This is a genomic window from Peribacillus sp. NPDC060253, assembly GCF_042727425.1.
Taxonomy (GTDB): Bacteria; Bacillota; Bacilli; order Bacillales; family DSM-1321; genus Peribacillus.
On the sequence record NZ_JBHXAS010000017.1, the window covers coordinates 19,809 to 39,547 of the forward strand.

18 protein-coding genes are annotated in these 19,739 nt (G+C 41.4%); all 18 read right to left on the reverse strand.

Annotation, left to right across the window (positions count from 1 at the left end; translation table 11 throughout):
* Positions 1–133 precede the first annotated feature (133 nt).
* Positions 134–427, reverse strand: coding sequence for a hypothetical protein (locus tag ACFWE9_RS06825; RefSeq protein WP_230156218.1), 294 nt, complete (start codon positions 425–427; stop codon positions 134–136).
* A 287-nt stretch (positions 428–714) separates the two neighbouring features.
* Positions 715–1,740 carry a serine hydrolase domain-containing protein gene (locus ACFWE9_RS06830; protein WP_230156221.1) on the reverse strand — a complete coding sequence of 342 codons (1,026 nt, stop codon included), beginning with the start codon at positions 1,738–1,740 and terminating at the stop codon, positions 715–717.
* A gap of 119 nt (positions 1,741–1,859) precedes the next feature.
* Complete coding sequence (gene nadE / locus ACFWE9_RS06835; protein WP_230156223.1) at positions 1,860–2,690, reverse strand: ammonia-dependent NAD(+) synthetase; 831 nt, start codon at positions 2,688–2,690, stop codon at positions 1,860–1,862.
* Between the two features lie 34 nt (positions 2,691–2,724).
* A complete protein-coding gene (locus ACFWE9_RS06840; protein ID WP_230156225.1) occupies positions 2,725–4,194 on the reverse strand; it encodes a nicotinate phosphoribosyltransferase in 1,470 nt (489 codons plus the stop codon).
* A gap of 62 nt (positions 4,195–4,256) precedes the next feature.
* Positions 4,257–4,808, reverse strand: coding sequence for a cysteine hydrolase family protein (locus ACFWE9_RS06845; RefSeq protein WP_230156227.1), 552 nt, complete (start codon positions 4,806–4,808; stop codon positions 4,257–4,259).
* A gap of 15 nt (positions 4,809–4,823) precedes the next feature.
* Positions 4,824–5,588 (reverse strand): NUDIX domain-containing protein, encoded by a 765-nt coding sequence (locus ACFWE9_RS06850; protein WP_230156229.1) that lies wholly within the window; start codon positions 5,586–5,588, stop codon positions 4,824–4,826.
* A 192-nt stretch (positions 5,589–5,780) separates the two neighbouring features.
* Positions 5,781–7,310: an acyl-CoA carboxylase subunit beta gene (locus ACFWE9_RS06855; RefSeq protein WP_230156231.1), complete on the reverse strand. Its 1,530-nt coding sequence runs from the start codon at positions 7,308–7,310 to the stop codon at positions 5,781–5,783.
* Positions 7,311–7,333: 23 nt separating this feature from the next.
* Positions 7,334–8,116: an enoyl-CoA hydratase gene (locus tag ACFWE9_RS06860; protein WP_230156233.1), complete on the reverse strand. Its 783-nt coding sequence runs from the start codon at positions 8,114–8,116 to the stop codon at positions 7,334–7,336.
* A gap of 20 nt (positions 8,117–8,136) precedes the next feature.
* Positions 8,137–9,036: a hydroxymethylglutaryl-CoA lyase gene (locus tag ACFWE9_RS06865; protein WP_230156235.1), complete on the reverse strand. Its 900-nt coding sequence runs from the start codon at positions 9,034–9,036 to the stop codon at positions 8,137–8,139.
* Positions 9,037–9,053: 17 nt separating this feature from the next.
* Positions 9,054–9,266, reverse strand: coding sequence for an acetyl-CoA carboxylase biotin carboxyl carrier protein subunit (locus ACFWE9_RS06870; RefSeq protein ID WP_101221971.1), 213 nt, complete (start codon positions 9,264–9,266; stop codon positions 9,054–9,056).
* Positions 9,267–9,305: 39 nt separating this feature from the next.
* Positions 9,306–10,655, reverse strand: a complete 1,350-nt coding sequence (locus ACFWE9_RS06875) for an acetyl-CoA carboxylase biotin carboxylase subunit (protein ID WP_377356157.1) — start codon at positions 10,653–10,655, stop codon at positions 9,306–9,308.
* Between the two features lie 12 nt (positions 10,656–10,667).
* Complete coding sequence (locus ACFWE9_RS06880; RefSeq protein WP_377356159.1) at positions 10,668–12,314, reverse strand: AMP-binding protein; 1,647 nt, start codon at positions 12,312–12,314, stop codon at positions 10,668–10,670.
* A gap of 112 nt (positions 12,315–12,426) precedes the next feature.
* Positions 12,427–13,569, reverse strand: a complete 1,143-nt coding sequence (locus ACFWE9_RS06885; protein WP_377356161.1) for an acyl-CoA dehydrogenase family protein — start codon at positions 13,567–13,569, stop codon at positions 12,427–12,429.
* 61 nt (positions 13,570–13,630) lie between these two features.
* Positions 13,631–14,302, reverse strand: coding sequence for a TetR/AcrR family transcriptional regulator (locus tag ACFWE9_RS06890; protein WP_377356163.1), 672 nt, complete (start codon positions 14,300–14,302; stop codon positions 13,631–13,633).
* Between the two features lie 179 nt (positions 14,303–14,481).
* Positions 14,482–15,243, reverse strand: coding sequence for a hypothetical protein (locus ACFWE9_RS06895; RefSeq protein ID WP_230156242.1), 762 nt, complete (start codon positions 15,241–15,243; stop codon positions 14,482–14,484).
* A gap of 28 nt (positions 15,244–15,271) precedes the next feature.
* The gene (locus tag ACFWE9_RS06900; RefSeq protein WP_230156244.1) at positions 15,272–16,318 is read right to left on the reverse strand and encodes a cytochrome d ubiquinol oxidase subunit II; all 1,047 of its coding nucleotides are present in this window, start codon (positions 16,316–16,318) and stop codon (positions 15,272–15,274) included.
* Positions 16,319–16,333: 15 nt separating this feature from the next.
* Positions 16,334–17,692 (reverse strand): cytochrome ubiquinol oxidase subunit I, encoded by a 1,359-nt coding sequence (locus ACFWE9_RS06905; RefSeq protein WP_230156246.1) that lies wholly within the window; start codon positions 17,690–17,692, stop codon positions 16,334–16,336.
* 1,030 nt (positions 17,693–18,722) lie between these two features.
* The gene (locus tag ACFWE9_RS06915) at positions 18,723–19,229 is read right to left on the reverse strand and encodes an acyl-CoA thioesterase (protein WP_377356186.1); all 507 of its coding nucleotides are present in this window, start codon (positions 19,227–19,229) and stop codon (positions 18,723–18,725) included.
* Positions 19,230–19,739 lie beyond the last annotated feature (510 nt).

The following is a 19,739-nucleotide window of genomic DNA, read 5'->3' on the forward strand; positions in this document are numbered from 1 at the left end:
ATATTCCTTATAGCCGTTCGAATTTTTTATTGACGGGAATGAGGAAAAACTCTCTGTAGCACCATCTAAAATCGAAAGGTAAGGTTACAGGGAATTAAGTTTCGAGGCGATGTAACTGAACACCAAATATTAATTACTTCTGTTCATTTTCATTAAATAAATCGATGCTAAACAGATTAAAAGAATCGTCGTCATGATTACGTTCCTGATCATATCCGGATATTTCAGAACTATTTTCCTTACGACGGCGATTCACTTCCCGCAATTCCTCTTCTAGAAATTCTGCTTGACCGTGGGAAAGCTTAATTGTGATTTCATTATTTTGATCATCTGCAGCTTTCAAGAGAACATAGCTATCCGCTGCATTTCGTAAAGTTACATTACTTAGTGTTAAATTCATGTTTGCGAGTTCATATCTTGCTTTCATAACGTAAAAAGAACCTCCATCGGATCATACCCGTTAGAATTATGTATATTAAATATACTCTACTTTAAGATATTTAAATATACAAATCCTTTGTTTACTACTTTAGAACCAAAAAAAGCATCAATCCCGATATATATGGAATGAGGTTTCAAGTCTTTAACATGCTTTGTGACAATCCGGTCTTCATGACTGGTTTTGGAACCGATGTCCATTAGGATAGCTGATAACTCGGAGTTCAAGAAATGCTCATATTAAGGAACCTTTCCTTATTGAAAGATTCCTTTTTGTTATAGTTCTTTCTCTATCACACAGGTAATATCGTATGGACCCATGCTTTCATTTGAAGTAATGACGGTTTTGATACGATTTTCCGGATATACCGCAGAATTGAAGCTTACACCCGGGTCATACCCCATGAGATGATATTTGAAAATCTCGTCATTTTTTTTACTTATCCATACACCATACCCGTAGTATTCCCCTTCATCTTCCGTAGAAATATGGGGTTTCAATAAAAGATTGGTATATTCTTGATTCAGTAACTGATTGGAAAATAACCCTTCCCAAAACCTGAACATATCTGATGCAGTAATATATGCCCCTCCATCCGCACCGCCTTTGATTGGAAGGGAATAAACATTTGTTCTCCATGTTCCGTTTTCATCGTCAATGTATCCCAGCGCCGTGTTTTTAGGAAGCTTGTCCATGGAGAAGTAACCGGAATCTTTCATTTCACAAGGCAGAAAAATATTCTTATTGATATATTCGGAAAATTCATGTCCTGTTAGTTCCTCAACAATCAATCCTAATAAAATATAGCCGGCATTATTATAATGGAATCGTTCCCCGGGTTCGAACATCATCATGTCATTTTGAAACATCGGCAGGAAGTCTTTTAATCTTTTTATATGGTACATCGGATTTTTCTGCCATAGCTCTTCAAAATCCTCCATCACGTTTTCATCAAAGTAATCAGGAATACCCGATGTATGTGTTAAGAGGTGATGTATCGTTACATTTTGATGGAAATCAGGAAACACGATCGAAAGACAGTCTTTTAGCTGAGAATCAAACCTAAGTTTCCCTTTTTGTATTAACTGGCAAATCGCAATCGCGGTAAACAGTTTACACCCAGAAGCAATTCCGAACCTTGTTTCAGTCGTATTCATCATTTCATCCGAGCGATTAGAATAGCCATGGGCTGAGCAATGGATCAGATCATCTCCCGTTTTCACACCAATTACTCCCGAGAATTCAATTTGCTTGCTGGTTTCGTTAATACACCTGGATAAATCCATATGTAAAGTAGACATTTAGTTTTCCCCTTTGCCGGAAAAATTTTCATTTATGATGCGTTGGTCATGGTGCTAGTTATGGTCCTGAAAAAATCCCGCATCTTATTGTGATGCGGGATTACTTATCTCAGCTTCTTTTATTTCCACCAAGTATCATAAACATTAATGGCTTCATTCCGTTTATGTTCGGTTTTGGTATACCAACCCTCGATGATTTCGGCAGCTTCCGTTCTGATTTCCTTACTTTCAAGGTAATCATCGATTTCATCGTAGCTAACACCTAAAGCAACTTCATCAGGGATTAAAGGTTTGTCATCTTCTAAATCGGCAGTTGGAATTTTCGTATAAAGACGCTCAGGAGCACCGACGAATTTCAGGATTTCCTTTCCTTGCCTTTTGTTTAATCTGTATAATGGGATGATATCCGCTGCACCATCACCATGTTTCGTAAAGAAACCTGTGATTGCTTCAGCTGCATGGTCTGTTCCAAGCACGACTCCTTTGTATAGTCCGGCTAAATCGTATTGCACCTTCATCCGCTCACGTGCTTTGACATTTCCTTTTAAGAAATCCGATAGCTTTTCAGGCACAGCTTCTTCCACTGCCTTTACTGAGGCATCCACTGCACCCTTGATGTTGACTGTTACCGTTTGGCTTGGCTTGATGAATTTCAAAGCCAGTTGCCTGTCTTCTTCATCAGCCTGTACTCCATATGGCAAGCTTACAGCCACAAACTTATAGTCGCTGCCATTCGTTTCTTCATTCAATTCATTGACAGCCGTTTGGGCAATATAACCCGCCAGTGTTGAATCTTGCCCCCCAGATATTCCAAGTACAAAACTTTTCAGAAACGTATTTTTCTTCAAATACCCTTTTAAAAGATCGACACTTTTCCTGAATTCGATTTCAGGATCGATCGTTGGTTGGACAAGTAATTTTTTTACGATTTCTTTTTGTAATGGACGCATTGGCATAGCCCCTCTTTCTAATGAAATAGCTTCGTCATTTCGTAAGCATTCTCTCTACATTGGCTTTAACTTCATCTATATTCCTCATTTTATTATCCCAACAATCCTGGCTCAGGTCTACCGGATATTCTTCAGGATTAAGTGCACGAAGGTATTCAGGCCATAATACTTGAAGGTTTTTTTTCGTGAAGGCCTTGATTTCGTCAATGGATGGTAATTCATAGATTAAACGGCCATCCTCGAAAATATTCTCATGCAAATCAACCGCATCGAAATCCGTGACAAATTTACTTAGAAAGGTATGGACAGGATGAAACATTTTTAATTTTTCCTGTTCCTGCGGTTTTTCATATTCCATGGCTAAATAATCGCCTTCAGCATGGTGGTTCACTTTATTGATGATTCGGTATACCCGTTTTAAGCCAGGTGTCGTAACCTTTTCAGGATTAGAAGAAATTTTGATGGTATCTCTCATATTCCCATCTTCACCTTCGATTGAAACCATTTTATAAACAGCACCTAGCGCTGGCTGATCATAAGCCGTAATCAATTTTGTTCCGATACCCCAAATGTCTATTCTTGCTCCTTGCTGCTTCAGGTTGATGATCGTATATTCATCTAGGTCATTGGAGGCAACAATCTTTGCATCATGGAAACCTGCAGCATCCAGCATACGTCGTGCTTCTTTCGAAAGGTAAGCTAAGTCGCCGCTATCAAGGCGGACGCCAATGAAATTGATTTTATCGCCGAGTTCCTTCGCAACACGGATTGCATTCGGAATGCCAGAACGCAATGTATCATAAGTATCGACTAAGAAGACACATTCTTTGTGTGAAACTGCGTATTTATGAAATGCCGTATATTCATCTTTATAAGCTTGGATCATGGAATGGGCATGCGTTCCTGAAACCGGAATGCCGAACAGCTTTCCAGCTCGTACATTACTAGTAGAATCAAAACCTGCAAGATAGGCTGCCCTCGCTCCCCAAATTGCAGCATCCATTTCTTGTGCTCGTCTTGAACCGAATTCAAGGGCTGATTCGTCGCCGATGACTTGTTTGATGCGCGAAGCCTTCGTTGCCACGAGTGTGTGATAGTTCACAATGTTAAGCAATGCCGTTTCTATTAGTTGGGCCTCACCCAGCGGTGCCTCCACCCGTAATATCGGTTCATTGCCAAAGACAAGCTCCCCCTCTTTCATGCAGCGAATCGCTCCCGTGAAACGGATGTTCTTCAAATAATCCAAAAATTCTTCATCGTAATGCAATTCCGTTTTTAAATAGTCGATATCACTTTCCGAGAAGCAAAAGTTCTGTAGGTAATGGACAATTTTTTCAAGTCCCGCAAAAATCGCATATCCGCTGTTAAATGGAAGTTTTCTGAAAAATATCTCGAAAACGGCCTTTCGGTCATGTGTTTTATCTTGCCAATAAGTTTGGGCCATATTGATTTGGTATAGGTCCGTGTGTAAGGCGTAACTGTCGTCGTTGTACTTTTTTTCCATGGATAGTTCCTCCCAAAAGAGAAGCATTCGCCTCCCTTCTATTCTGTTGCGTGTATGGATATTTATAGAATGGTTGCTCCAAGAGATCCTTTAAAATGCCCAAGCGCCCATTCGTGGCCGGTTTCATTGAATGAGGCCACCGCATTTTCATATATAAAAATAGTATAGCCTAAATTGTAGGCGTCAATTGCCGTATGTAAAATACAGATATCTGTACAAACCCCGACTAAATATACATCGGTAATGTGACGTTCCCTTAGTCGGAGATCAAGGTCCGTTCCTGCAAATGCCGAATAACGCGTTTTATCTATATAATGAACATTCTTCTGATTTTTATTTGTTTCATATTCTTCTTTTAACATCCCATATAGGTCCCTACCCATAGTACCGTTAATATTATGCGGAGGAAATAAATTCGATTCAGGATGAAGGTGGTCTCCTTTTTCATGTAAATCAATGGCGAATACAGTATAATCCCCTTGCTTGATAAATTCCTTGGTGATCCCGACAAGTGCCTTCTCAATATCCTGGCCTGGCTTCCCGCAGGACAATGAACCCCCGTCTGCCACGAAGTCATACGTATAATCAATATTGATCAATGCCTTTTTACCCATTTCACCTATTCCCCCTTAATAATAAATAGAGTCCATGACAACTTCTGCATTAAACCGGTAAAGTTGTGAAGGCCGATATGAATTACGTTTGGTTTTCTTCTGCATCCCTTTTTCATCCAAGACTTTCTCCAAGAACGGAAGTTTAGGGGCTTTTGCATAAAAAAGTGAATCTGCGCTTATTTTCGCATCATCTCTAGCTGTCAGCAATACGCGTTGCAGTTCAGAAAGAGTAAACTCATCTGGCAGGAATTTTTGGGCTATCGTCGTTTGCACCATTTCTTTTTTCATTAAGTTCATCGCGTCATTAATGATTGTATAATGATCAAATGCAAGCTCTAATTGTAACGCTTCCTGTATCGTGAACAATTCAACCTCAGCTGCATCGTCATTCGCTTTTCTTTGATTGAGAAAATCTTCCTGGACAATGGCGTAAAAAGCATTGGATATGATCCAACCCCTGGGATCGCGTCCTGGGCGGTCATAAACACCAAAATGTTTGACATGGAACCCAGCTACACCCGTTTCTTCTTTTAATTCTCGTTTAGCTGCTTCATACGCAGTCTCCCTGGCGTTTACAAAGCCTCCAGGCAAAGCCCATTTATCTCCTTCAACATTTGGGCGTCCTTCCTTATCATTCGTCGCACGTTTGATTAACAATAGCTTTAAAAACATTTCAGGTGGGGCTTTCTCTGCCGTTTTCTGCGAAGTAATAGTAAAGATCGCAATGTCTGCTGTGTATCCATCTGGAGTAATATATTTCTTTTTTTCCTGCTGAACCATGGCAACGCTCACTTTCTTTCACTAAGTATGGGAATGAGTAATTAGTAAATCTTTAATTACTAATTATAGTACCCTTCCTTGTAAGATTTAGCAACTCTAAAAGTAATAAAATTTTCTCATTATTAGAAAAATCATTTATTTTACGCATGATAAACAGCCCGGTCAGGATGACCGGGCTTGTTTCTAGAATTTTTAGACGGGATAGACACCGTGTTTACGATCGGTAAATGTCAATTGTTTACTGCCATAAGCTTCAAATCGGGCGCATAATTCATCACGCAGGTCATTTGGCTGAATGATTCCATCAATTATCATTTCGGAGGCCAACCGGTAAATATCAATGTCTTCATTATATTCATTACGTTTCTGTTCGATGAAGGCAGGGCGTTCCTCTGGTTCCATTGCATTGATTTTATTGGCATAGACTGCATTGACCGCAGCTTCTGCCCCCATGACCGCAATCAATGCCGTCGGTAAGGCAAGGACGCAGTCCGGTTCAAAAGCGGGACCAGCCATCGCGTATAGTCCAGCACCATAAGCCTTTCGGACAATGACAGAAATCTTGGGAACAGTGGCTTCACTCATCGCCGAAATCATTTTCGCACCATGGCGAATGATCCCTGCCTGTTCGACCTTCGTCCCAATCATGAATCCTGGTATATCCACTAGGAACAACAGCGGTATATGGAAAGCATCACATAAATTGATGAACTTAGCTGCCTTATCAGCTGAATCATGGAACAGGACGCCGCCTTTGACACGCGGCTGATTGGCAATGATCCCTATCGTTTGTCCATTTAACCGGGCAAGCCCGGTAATTAATTCGGGGGCAAATAACTTCTTGATCTCACAAAACGATTGCCTGTCAATGATCCTGTCGATCAGGTCATACATATTAAAGGCTGCATTCTGATTTTTCGGGATCAGTTCTTCCAATGTTTTTTCAAATTCAGCAGGCAGCTCAGGTTTTGTGGCTTTAGGCTTTTCTTGATAATTTCCTGGAAAATAGCTTAAGTATCTGCGGGCAAAAGCGATGGATTCTTCTTCCGACTTAACAAGCACATCTCCGCATCCCGAAACAGAACAATGCATTTTCGCCCCGCCCATTTCCTCTTCGGTCACCTTTTCGCCAATGACCATTTCTGCCATTCTCGGTGAACCTAAATACATGGATGCATTACCATCAACCATTACGACAATATCACAAAAAGCAGGGATATATGCCCCTCCCGCTGCCGACGGACCGAACAATAGACAGATTTGCGGGACTTTTCCAGATAACTTCACTTGGTTGTAGAAGATCCGTCCTGCACCACGGCGTCCTGGAAACATCTCAACTTGGTCCGTAATTCGAGCACCTGCAGAATCGACTAAATATAGAAGTGGCAACTGTAGCTTATCAGCTGTTTCCTGAATCCGAATGATTTTCTCGACGGTCCTTGCTCCCCAGGATCCAGCTTTTACAGTCGAATCATTGGCCATGACACAAACTCTCTGTCCGTTGATTTTTCCGATGCCTGTAACGACACCATCTGCTGGAAGCCCATCACTGGCACAATTGGCAAAGAAAGCGTCCTCAATTTCAACCCCTTCATCAAAAAGCAGCTCTAGCCGTTCACGTACGAAGAGCTTTCCTTTTTCAGCATTTTTTTGATGGTATTTTTCTAAACCGCCTTTTTTAATCGTTTCAACCGTTTCGGTTAGTTTATCCGTCGTTACCATTCATGTTCCTCCTTCAATTGAAATCATTGACCCGTAAATACTGGCTTGCGCTTTTCCTTGAATGCTGACAGACCCTCTAGTCGGTCCCGGGTTTGCAACGTTGTCTGGTAACAGTCTTTTTCAATTTGCAGTCCGGTTTTCAGGTTCGTATCTGCCCCTTGGTTGATCGCAGCTTTTGCTGCCCTAAGTGCTAATGGGGCATTGACTGCAATTTCCCCAGCCAGTTTTTTCGCTTCCTCAAGTAAATGTTGGGGTGGATACACATGACTGATGATATTCAAGGCCTGTGCGGTTTTTGCTTCCAGTCTCCTAGCCGTAAAAATCAGTTCTTTCGCTGTTGGAACTCCGACGATCCGCGGCAGGCGCTGAGTACCGCCTGCACCTGGGATGATTCCTAATGCCGTTTCTGTCAGCCCCACCTTTGCCGTTTCCGATGCAATGCGTATATCACAAGCTAGTGCCAACTCCAATCCTCCGCCAAAAGCCGAGCCGTTAATTGCTGCGATGACTGGGACTGGAAGGTTTTCTACAGCGGTAATCGTGTCACCAATCAGCTTGACTGTCTCCTTGACCTTATCATCATTCATCCCTGCTCGTTCCTTAAGATCCGCACCAGCACAAAAGGCCTTTTCCCCAGCCCCTGTTAAAATGACGGTTCGCAAATTGGATTCATTCTTCAGTTCATCCAGCCCTTCGAATAAGCAATGAAGCAATTCTGTGGATAATGCATTAGCAGCATCCGGACGATTCAAAGTCACGATGGCAATTCCCTTTTCATCATGACTGATCTCAACTAATGAAGTCATAGCTTCCCCCTCCATTCCTATTAGTGGGCGTTATATACAGCCATCTGATGGCTAGGCAAAGGTTTCTCTAAAAAGCTTTGTATCATTGATGCTGCCTTTATTAGTTTTTCTTGATTGATGCCTGTGTGAATCCCCATATTATGAAGCATATGAACCAGGTCATCTGTAGCCACATTTCCGCTCGCACCTGGAGCATATGGGCATCCTCCCAAACCACCGAGCGAAGAGTCGAAAGTCTCCACTCCATAATCCAGTGATTGGAGAACATTGGCGAGTGCCATGCCCCTTGTATCATGAAAATGGAGGGCCATTTTGCTTATATCATATCTTTTAACAGCCCGTTCAAGGAACAAGGCAACCTGTCTCGGTGATGCAACACCTATGGTATCACCCAATGAGACCTCATTGATTCCGTATTCAAAAAGTTGGTCACAAACACGGAAGACCTGTTCGGGTGAAACCTCCCCTTCATAGGGACAGCCAAAAACGGTTGAAACATACCCCCTAACCGTTTTCCCGCTTTTTGCTGCTGAGCCGATGACATCCTTCATTACTGGAAGAGTATCGGAAATCGATTTATTGATGTTTTTAAGATTATGGGTTTCACTGGATGACATGAAAACTGAAACTTCATCGATATTGGCCTCAAGAGCCGACTCAAGTCCCCTTTGATTGGGAACTAGTGCGGCATAAGTGATATCGGGGTTGCGCTTAATTCCCTTAGCCACCTCTATGGAATCACTCAATTGTGGAATCCACTTTGGATGTACAAAAGAAGTCACTTCTATATAAGATAGGCCTGTTTCAGAGAGCTGATTGATCCAATCGATTTTGCTGTGTGCCGGTATCATGACCTTTTCATTTTGCAGCCCGTCACGCGGACCCACTTCCTTAATTGTCACATTTTCAGGCCAAATCATCTTACCACTCCGTTCTTTTATTCAATGACCGCCAATACGTCGCCCTCATTTACAAAATCCCCCTCATTTACTTTAAGTTCTTTAATAGTACCCGCTTCCTCTGCGGCAATGGGGATTTCCATTTTCATCGATTCCAAAATAATGATATCCTGTCCGTCGGTTACACTTTGCCCTTCATTTGCTACGATTTTCCATACGCTTCCTGCCATGCTTGCCTTTAATTCTGTCATCTTATATTCCTCCTGATCATTAATGTTTTTAAACAAGGTCTATACAGTCAATTTTTTAATATATTTGTCAATGAAATCCGTGGTCGTATCACCTTGGGAAAAAGCTTCATGTGAGATGATTTCCTTGAGAAGCGGAATGTTAGTTTTTATTCCTTCTATAATATAGTTGTCCAACGCTTCTCTTAACCTCTCGATTGCTTTTTCCCTCGAATCGCCGCTCACTACCAATTTGGCGATCATCGGGTCATAAAAATGGGATACGACGGATGTTCCATGAACAGCCAATTCATGGCGGATCCCATCCCCTTCCGGAAGTTTCATGCTGGTGATTTTCCCCGGTGCTGGATAAAAGGTTTTCGGGTCTTCAGCATATATTCGTACTTCTATCGAATGTCCATCCCTATTGATCTCTGCTTGAGTGAATTCCAGTTTGTTACCCGAGGCAATTTTAATTTGCTGTTCGACCAAATCGAATCCTGTAATTTCTTCGGTGACAGGATGCTCAACCTGAAGGCGAGTATTCATTTCAAGAAAATAAAAGTTTTTATCCGCATCCACTAAAAATTCAAGTGTACCCGCATTGCTATATCCGATGGACTTAACTGCTTTGATGGCAGCCAACCCCATTTTGTTTCTTGTTTCTTCGTCCAGGAATGAAGAGGGAGCCTCTTCCACGACCTTTTGGTGGCGCCTTTGAACGGAGCATTCCCGTTCCCATAAGTAAACAGTGTTCCCAAAGGAATCCGCTAAAACCTGTATTTCAATATGACGAGGCTTTTCTATCAATTTTTCAATGAACATATCTCCATTGCCAAAAAACAGCTGGGCCCGTTTTTGGTTCCCTTCGAAGGCTTTGGAAAGTTCTTCTTCATTAGTCGCGGCCTGCATGCCGATCCCTCCGCCGCCGGCTGCTGCTTTCAACATGACTGGATAGCCAATCTTCTCGGCAACGGCTGCCGCTTCTGCACTATCGATTAATGGACGTGAAAATCCTGGAACCAATGGAAGTCCCGCTTGCTCCATCTTTTTCCTTGCCTCGACTTTATTGCCCATCTGCTGGATGACTTCTGGTTTGGGTCCAATGAATATCAAGCCGGCTTCTTCGCATGAACGCGCGAAATCTGCATTTTCACTAAGAAATCCGTATCCAGGATGAATGGCCTCCACGCCTGTTTCTTTAGCAATTTCTAAAATCTTCTCGACGTTTAAATAGCTTTCCTGAACTCTCGGTCCTCCCAATAAATATGCCTCATCTGCTAATCCCACAAATGGCGAATCCGAATCTGCTTCGGAATGGACGGCGACCGTAAGTATTCCCAACTTCTTACATGTTCGGATAATACGTGATGCTATTTCTCCTCTGTTTGCGATAAGAATTTTTCGAATCATTCGATATCCTCCTTATTTAGTACGTTCCGTCAGTAGGTCAAGCGTTTGTTCCCGCAGCTTATACTTTTGAATTTTTCCCGATGCCGTCATTGGATAAGCATCGGTAAATTGAATGTATCGGGGAATTTTATGAAAAGATATTTTTCCTTTGCAATACTCTATCAATTCTTTCTCCGTCAGGGCTTCTCCTGCTTTCAATATGATCCATGCCGCTACCGCTTCCCCATACTTCTGATCTGGAACCCCAAGTACCTGGACATCGAGAATTGCAGGATGCTGATAGAGGAATTCTTCTATTTCGCGCGGATAAATGTTTTCCCCTCCACGTATGATCATATCTTTCAGCCGGCCTGTAATCTTGCAATAGCCATTTTCATCCATCACGGCCAAATCTCCCGTGTGTAGCCAGCCTTCAGGATCGATCGCCTGCTCCGTAGCTTCAGGGTTATTATAATATCCCTTCATTACATGGTAACCTCTTGAACAGAGTTCCCCCTGTTTGCCGCGCGGAACTTCTTCTCCAGTAGCTGGATCGATAATTTTCACTTCCACCTTCGGCAGGGACCTTCCCACTGAGGAAACCCGAAGCTCGATCGGGTCATCCGTTTTAGTCATCGTAATTCCCGGAGAAGATTCGGTTTGACCATAAGTAATCGTAATTTCAGAGATTCCCATTTTATTCACCACGCTTTTCATGACTTCGATCGGACATGTGGAGCCTGCCATGATTCCTGTCCTCAATGACCGTAAATCATATTGGTCGAAGTCATCGAGATTAAGTTCTGCGATGAACATCGTCGGTACACCATGTAGCGCCGTACATCTTTCTGCTTCAACGGCCTGAAGGACAGTACGAGGATTAAATTCCACGATGGGCACCATTGTGGCCCCAACGGAAACAGAGGCCATCGTACCAAGGGAACAGCCGAAACAATGAAACATGGGAACGGGGATGCAAAGCCGATCATCCTTCGTAAGCTTCATGCATTCAGCGACGTTCAATCCGTTGTTGACCAAGTTGGAATGAGTCAACATCACTCCTTTTGGAAATCCTGTCGTCCCTGATGTGTATTGCATATTAATCACATCACCGGAAGCTAATTCCCCCATCCTCATGTCCAATGACTCCTCCGAAACGGATGCGCTTCCGCTAATGACTTCATCCCACGAAAACGTGCCAGGGTAACGTGTTTTGCCTAAAACGATGATATTTTTCAATTTTGGCAGTTTCTCAGATTGTAATTTTCCAGGTTTTGCAGTTTTCAATTCAGGGACAATTTCATACAGCGTATCTATATAGGAATGATCCTTGTATTGTTCCATCAGGATGATCGTCGTCGAATCCGACTGCTTAAGCAGATATTCCAGTTCACTTGAACGGTAATTAGTATTGACCGTAACCAGAACCCCGCCCATTTTCGCGGTGGAAAATTGGGATATAAGCCATTCAGGTTTATTGGACGCCCAAATAGCGATATGTTCCCCTTTTTTAATATCAAGTGACATGAACCCCCGGGCCGCCTGTCGGCAAATCTTTTCAAATTCGCTGTACGTATGGCGAAGTCCAAGTTCATGGTAAACCACCGCTTCATTATCCCCGTATTGTTCAGCAGTCTTTTCAAGCAGTTTTCCGATCGTAACATCTAGCAAATCAGACATCAAACTCCTCCTATCAAATAAAAGTAAGAGTGAACGCTTTTTGCTGTATAGATAACATCTGCCTTTCCAGTAAATGAAACAATGTATTATTGTTCATTTGCGTTCCAAAAAATTAACAGCCTAATTGTCTGGCGATCACGATTCTTTGAATCTCGGATGTGCCTTCCCCAATTTCCAATAACTTTGCATCTCTTAAATAGCGTTCCACTTCATATTCCCGCATATAACCAGAACCGCCATGTATTTGAATCGCTTGATTGCTTGCGCGGAACGCGGTCTCACTTGCAAAAAGCTTGGCGTATGCCGCTTCCTTTGCAAAGGGTTTTTTATTGTCTTTTAACCATGCAGCCTTATATACCATATTCCTTGCCAATTCAATTTCCATGGCCATGTCAGCAAGTTTGAATTGAATCGCCTGGAAACTTGAAATGGATTTACCAAATTGAACGCGCTCTTTTGAAAAAGCTAAAGCCTTATCAAAGGCTGCCTGTGCTATGCCGACGGCCAAAGCGGCAATTGATATCCTTCCACCATCCAACGTGAATAAAAACTGTTTAAATCCTTTGTCTGGATCACCCAATAAATTTCCCTTTGGCACTCGGACATTATCAAGGATGATTTCACACGTATTGGAAGCGCGAACACCCATTTTTTCATAATTGCTATTGATGGTCAGCCCTTTGGTATCCGTTGGCACGATGAATGCCGAGATAATGTTCTTGCCATTGGAATCTTTACCCGAAACAGCAGTAACAGTGATGGTTCTTGAATAGCTGGCATTGGTTATCCATGTTTTCTCACCATTTATCACATATTCATCACCTTCTAATACCGCACTCGTTTTCGTACCGCCCGCATCCGAACCCGCATTAGGTTCTGTCAATCCGAAAGCTGCCAGTGTTTCACCGGTCGTGATGGGAACCAAATATTTTTGTTTCTGTTCCTCGGTTCCGAAATAGTAAATGGGACTTGCTCCGAGCGAAACGGCTGCTGCATAACTTAAGCCGGTTCCCCCGCACGCTTTGCCAACCTCTTCAACGGCAATTGCATACGATATCGTATCTCCGCCCGAACCGCCATATTCTTCAGGAAACGGAATTCCTAGCAATCCGAGTTTCCCCATTTTTTTGAATACATCCTCCGCAAACATCGACTTTGCATCTAACTCTATCGCAATGGGTTTAATTTCCTTTTCGGCAAATTCCCTAACCATTTCTTTAATCATCTGCTGTTCTTTAGTAAGTGAAAAATCCATATGTTCATTCCCCTTTCGATTGAGACCGACTAGTTGGTCTGTACAAACCAAGTTTTACTGTTTAATCCACAGCCAATTGGTTCTTCAGTAAAAATGGCTGGGTGATTTCCGCTTCTTTTTGTTTATCTGTCAATAGGGCATTCAGAATTAAATCTACGTATATATCACCGATTTCATCGATCGTTTTTCCACCGTCCCTTTTGTACCATTTGTAGGACCAGTTCACCATGCCCAGAATGGACATGCCGGTAATTTCCACCGGCAATTCGCTGCGGAATATTCCCTTGTCAATGCCTTCTTTGATGACGGAAAAAATGATTTCTTTATACATTTGACGCTTTTTTTTGATTGCTTCAACATAAGGTGGTTTTAAGTAAATGCTTTCTTGATAGAAAACTGAGATGTGTGGTTTATAGAGGTCAAAAACTTTAACGAATGATTGAATGATTTTTTGCATTTTTTCTGTCGGATGGGTACTTTCAGAAATGGCTTCCTGTGCTTTTATTAAAACATATGTAATAAAATAATCATGGATGACAAATAAGAGTTCATCTTTGGAAGAGAAATGGTGATAAAAACCACCCTTGCTAGTTCCGCATGCCTTAACGATTTCGTTAACGGAGACACCATGAAAACCATGCTGATCGAAGAGCGTCAACGATGTTTCAATTATTTTTTCTTTTAACTCCGTAAGACTGCACCCCCTTTTGTATCCGCTTACATTTAACGACATAAAGAGTATGGTTATGTAGTTAACTGGATTTATTTAAATTTTACCAAATATTTAAAAATTGTCAATTTTTAAATACAAAAGAAAAACAGCCCCCATGACCAAGAGCTGTCACCACAATAGAACGGAAGGATAGGCAATGGGTTAAACTAAAGTCCTATCCTTTTTACCATGCTCATTGCCTATTCATTCTTTTTTGCCTTGACTGGCATGACATTGGCTTTTACTAGCTGCCAGCCCTTGTCATAAGTCCATACCGATTTAATCTCCAATATCGGATCACGTTCATCGGATCCTTTTACATGTTGGATCCCCATGAGCCCCTTTCCTTTGCCCAAAATGGACTTGATGTCAAGCGTTGAGTATGGATCAACCAAAAGCTCGGTTGGTTCATTTAGCTTTCCATCGTGGTAAATGCCCAATTCATCATACGTTTGTTTTCTAGACCTGACATCTATCACCACAGGATTTTGTCCTTCAATTATGATTTCTGCTTTGTAACCGTCAAGAAATTGGGCCATTACAGGGACAGGTGGCGGTACTTCCAGTTCCTGCACTTTCCCATCTTTGAACGTATAGGCGTAACTGGTAATCAAACGATCCTTGCCTGCCATCAAAACCGTGACCAATACGTCCTGAATCCCATCCTTATTCAAGTCCGCAACCTTTAAATCAGGATTATAACCTGCATCCAGCGGGACGCTGATTGTACGGCGATTGCTTTCAACGCTCAATTCAATTTTTTTCAGAAACTTGCTTCCTATCTCATATGGCAGTCCTTGAACCTGGATGATGTCTATTTTCTGATCACCTGTTACATCTCTTTTTGTGGAAATATATGTGCCATCAACTTGAAAATTTTTATCATGTGCCTCAACTGCTTGATAGCTCAAAAAGAGTGAGATGACTAAAACCGCATATTTTAGCAGATCTAACTTTTTCATAATGATAACCTCTCTTTTCCAAGATGGACTAATTTGTCATTTGCCGCCGTTTGAACTTTCGACGCTGATCTTTCATGAATATGGACCAGAAATAATAGAAACCTGGAACTAATATCGCAAAACCGACGATATATGTGGCAAAAACTGCCCGGAATGATGTCGGGTCGGTAAACCCTGAAAGGATCGTGACATTTGGATAAATGATATAGGGTAAATGAGCGAGTCCGTAAACATAGCTGCCGATTAAATACTGAATGATGATCGCGATTACGGCGAGGCGAGGCATTCCTTTGACCTCCCGCTTAGAAAAATAGGGAAGATACAAAGCTACCCCGCTAATGATAAAAAAGATTAGCGAAACGAGTAACAATGCTGAGTTTTTCATCATCCCTTCGTAGAGCCAATTCGCTTCATTTTTTAATGTGAACATCACCATCAGTGCCATGACTAACATGAGCGGTCCGGTTATCATCGCATCCCTGCGGTATATTTTGTATGCTTTCATTTCATCAGCCTGTTTGGAGTAATCAGACAGTAGCAATGATGATAAAAAAAGCGTGCTCATAATTCCGAACCCCACAAATGCATACTCATTAGGACTCGTGAATAGTTTAGAAAGATTCAATTCTTCATTTCCTCTCACGCCTTCGACAAATCCAAGGTGTGTGATTGGCAATACGCTGATTAATAGCCCGGGTATGATCAATCCCGTTAATCCTGATATATACGTTAGCACTTTTTCATATTTATCTACGCTATGTGAAAAAACCAAGAACGCACTCCTAATGCAAAGAAGCACCAAAATAAGGCTCGCTGGAACGATCAAGGCTACTCCAATCGGAAAAACTGCACCTGGGAATAAACTATAAATCGCAATAACAAGACCAACGACAAAGGTATTAGTCACTTCCCACGTTGGTGATAAATAGCTGTTCGCTATCTTCGTAGCATTCGTTTCTTCCTTCTTAATGTAAGTCATGGCCCAGAAGCCAGCGCCAAAATCCATAGAAGCCATGATGGCATAAAGAAAAATAAAGCCCCAGACCAGTGTTATTGCAAGAAGAGCATCACTCATTGACCTTCCCCCCTTTTATGAGTTCGAATCGAAAAGCCTCACATCTTTCTGTTCGGCTTTATAAATATCATCCATCACAGAATGACGTTTAAAATAATATAAAAGTGTAAACACGACAGATACGCATAAAATGAAATAGACAAGAATGAACATCGAGAATAAAAAACCAAGATTTTCATACGAAGTTACTGAATCCGCTGTGGAAAGCATCCTGTATATCGTCCATGGCTGCCTGCCTGTACAAGCAAAAATCCAACCGCATTCAATCGATATCACCGAAAGCGGACCTGCAGCAACAAACAGCCAGAGAACCCATCTCGGGTACTCCTTCTTCAGCCACTTATTCCATACCAATGCAAACAAGGCTAATGCAATTAAACCTGAACCAATGATGACCATGGCGTTGAATAAGATATGGACATAAAGCGGCGGCCAATACTCTTCTGGAAAATCGTTCAAACCGGTTACGACCGTATCGAAACTGTTACCTGATAAGAAGCTTAAAACCCATGGAAATTCAATCCCATACTTCACTTCCTGGGCTTCCCTATCTGTATAACCGAATAAGGTCAGACCTGCATGATCCTTCGTTTCGAACAAGCCTTCAGCGGCCGCCAATTTCTCGGGCTGTTCCCTATATAAATGCTGGGTTGTCGCATGGCCGTTGAGTGCCGTCAAAAAAGAAAAAACCAAACCTAAAACGATACTGAGCTTCAGTGCTTTTTGGTGAAAATTATATTCAGTAGTGCCATATTTGTTCTTTAACATCTTATAGGCTGCAACTGCCGCTACGACAAATGCGCCTGTTGTATAAGCAGTCAGTGCCGTATGTCCTGCTGTCACTAAGAAGCTAGGGTTAAAGAATGCCGCCCAAGGATCAACATCGACTATTTCCCCATTTTCAAACCTGAACCCAGCAGGTGTACCCTCGAAAGCATGGACATTTGATATCAAAACAGCTGAAGCCATCGCTCCGAATGCAACAAAAAATAAACTCACGATACGGGCCCATGGCTTGATTTTTTCAGCAGCGTACACGTAGATGGACATGAACAATGCTTCAACCATGAATGCATAAATCTCGATTTGGAACGGAAGCGCCATGACACGTCCAATCACTTCCATGAATCCAGGCCATAATAGGGAAAGTTGCACACCCGCAATCGTACCAGTCGGGATACCAACCCCAAGTAACACTCCTAATGTTTTGGTCCAGCGTTTGGCCATGACCACATACTGTAAATCCTTAGTCCTTTGATACATCAATTCCGCAGCCAACATCATCATCGGCAATCCGACGCCAATCGTTGCAAATATGATATGTACAGCCATATTCGTCCCGAACATCGCACGGGCCATTTGTATATGATCCATACTGTCTTCCTTTCTAAGCTTTGTCTCTTGGTAGTATCTCCGCTGGAAAGGAAAATATTTAATAATATTCCACAATCTAAGTTTTCATAGGTTTTACAGAAGGTCAGAATTTTACTTATTGATTTTTTTTGATGTTTGTTTATTGAGTATTCTATCGAGGTTATTATTAGGATAATTTTACTTCGGTTGATGCTTCTTAACCGAGTTAACTGCTTGTACCTTCTATATTTCCCCGCCTAGGCTACCAATTAATACGGTGTGCCGATTGCAATCTTAATTGCTTCTTTGACACTGTCAAACTACATCGTAACGAAGACCGGTCGAAAGATTCCTTCTTGTTAGATCGTCATTTCGTTCATTACATCAGCAAAAATAGTAGATTTCACATAGAAGTCTCCGTCCAAACCTTTTGGCTTGCCTGAACCACCAGCGATAACTTTCGCACTGTTGAACAATTCTTGATTCTTGTACCACTGCTGCTAAACTGCGAATTCTTCAAAATTCTCTAAAGAACTGTTTATTCAGTTTATATTTCCTTCACATAAAAATACACACATACCCTACTATATAGTAGTCTATGTGTGTATTCCGGCCTGCATTGACTTTTGCCCAATTTCAAGAATAATTTTCCTATTTACGCCTTTTTCTCTACCAGAAGGAAGATCAAAAATCCCACATTTTATACTCATCCACATGGATAAAGCAGTTACTTCTGGATGAAAACGAACTCGTCCCTTGTAGGTCCAACTATTCATTTTGTTGAGAACGATAGCCGGTGAACACTGTTACTGAACCATCACCCATTCGAACAAGAATTCGTACAGTATGGATTCGAAAAAGTTATTTCAGTAACTGTACATTTCAATGTTATATCCTAACTTTTGAATTACTTTTTTTATAATAGACTGGTTCTAACTTAGTAAATTTAATATGTCCTTTGCTTATTGTACGGTTTTTGACTTGATCGATATTGATAAGGATTGCCTCTTGCCTTCTTTGCACTCATAGGTTATAAGTTTCTATATGAAAGTTAAGGATAATCTACATTTAAAAACGTAGCCACATCTTTGCTTTTTTGTTTTCTCTGACTACGCATCCTGGCTCGATCTAATGCCGTTTCATGTAATTTTTTTTCTTCTTCTGTCTCCGGAATAACTTTTGGAACACGTGTTGGACGTTTATGTTCATCAAGTGCAACAAATGTTAATAGAGCAGTCGCTGCAATTCTGCGTTCACTGCTTTTTAAATCTTCAGCAATAATTTTCACAAATACCTCCATTGAAGATGTGCCTGTCCATGCGACATAAGATATAAAACAAACTGAATCTGTTGTCCGAATGGGATGTAAAAAGTCAACTGAATCTGTTGAAGCAGTTACAAATTCGCTGCGACTATGACGTGCTGCAGAAATCGATGCTACTTGATCGACGTCACTCATTAATCGGCCGCCAAATAATGTATTATGATTGTTCACATCATTTGGAAATATACGACTTGTTCTTATCACCCTTGATTCTCTGCAATATTTTGCTTCTATAAACCCGTCCTCCTAAAACATGGGACCTGAAATCACCCTTGTAAACTTTTATATATGGTTATATTATGATAAAATTTTGAGCTTTTTATCCTTAAAACACGATCGGCCAATTAGCCTAGTGTTCCGATAATGTACAGCTTGCTTTCCCAGTTTCGAACTCTAAACGTAAAATAAATAACTTTCTGTGAAAACTTCACCCATTGTTATGCCGATTAGCTTTTGGTTTCAAAAGACAAAGATTGAAAATACATTATTGAAATTCGAAACAATGAATTTAATCATTTTTGAAAAACTTCCTTGCAACGCTTGATGCCACAGGTATTTAATATCCACTTTCTTTAATGCTTGATCATCTTTTAACCACGAATCAGATTATTCATTTCCTGCACTTTTAAATTATCTAATAACTGAGTATTCCACATAAAGGATAAACATAGTGGAATATGATAGCCATAATCAATCATGACAATTTATTGAAGATCCTTCATAAATGGAGACCCATTAGGAATA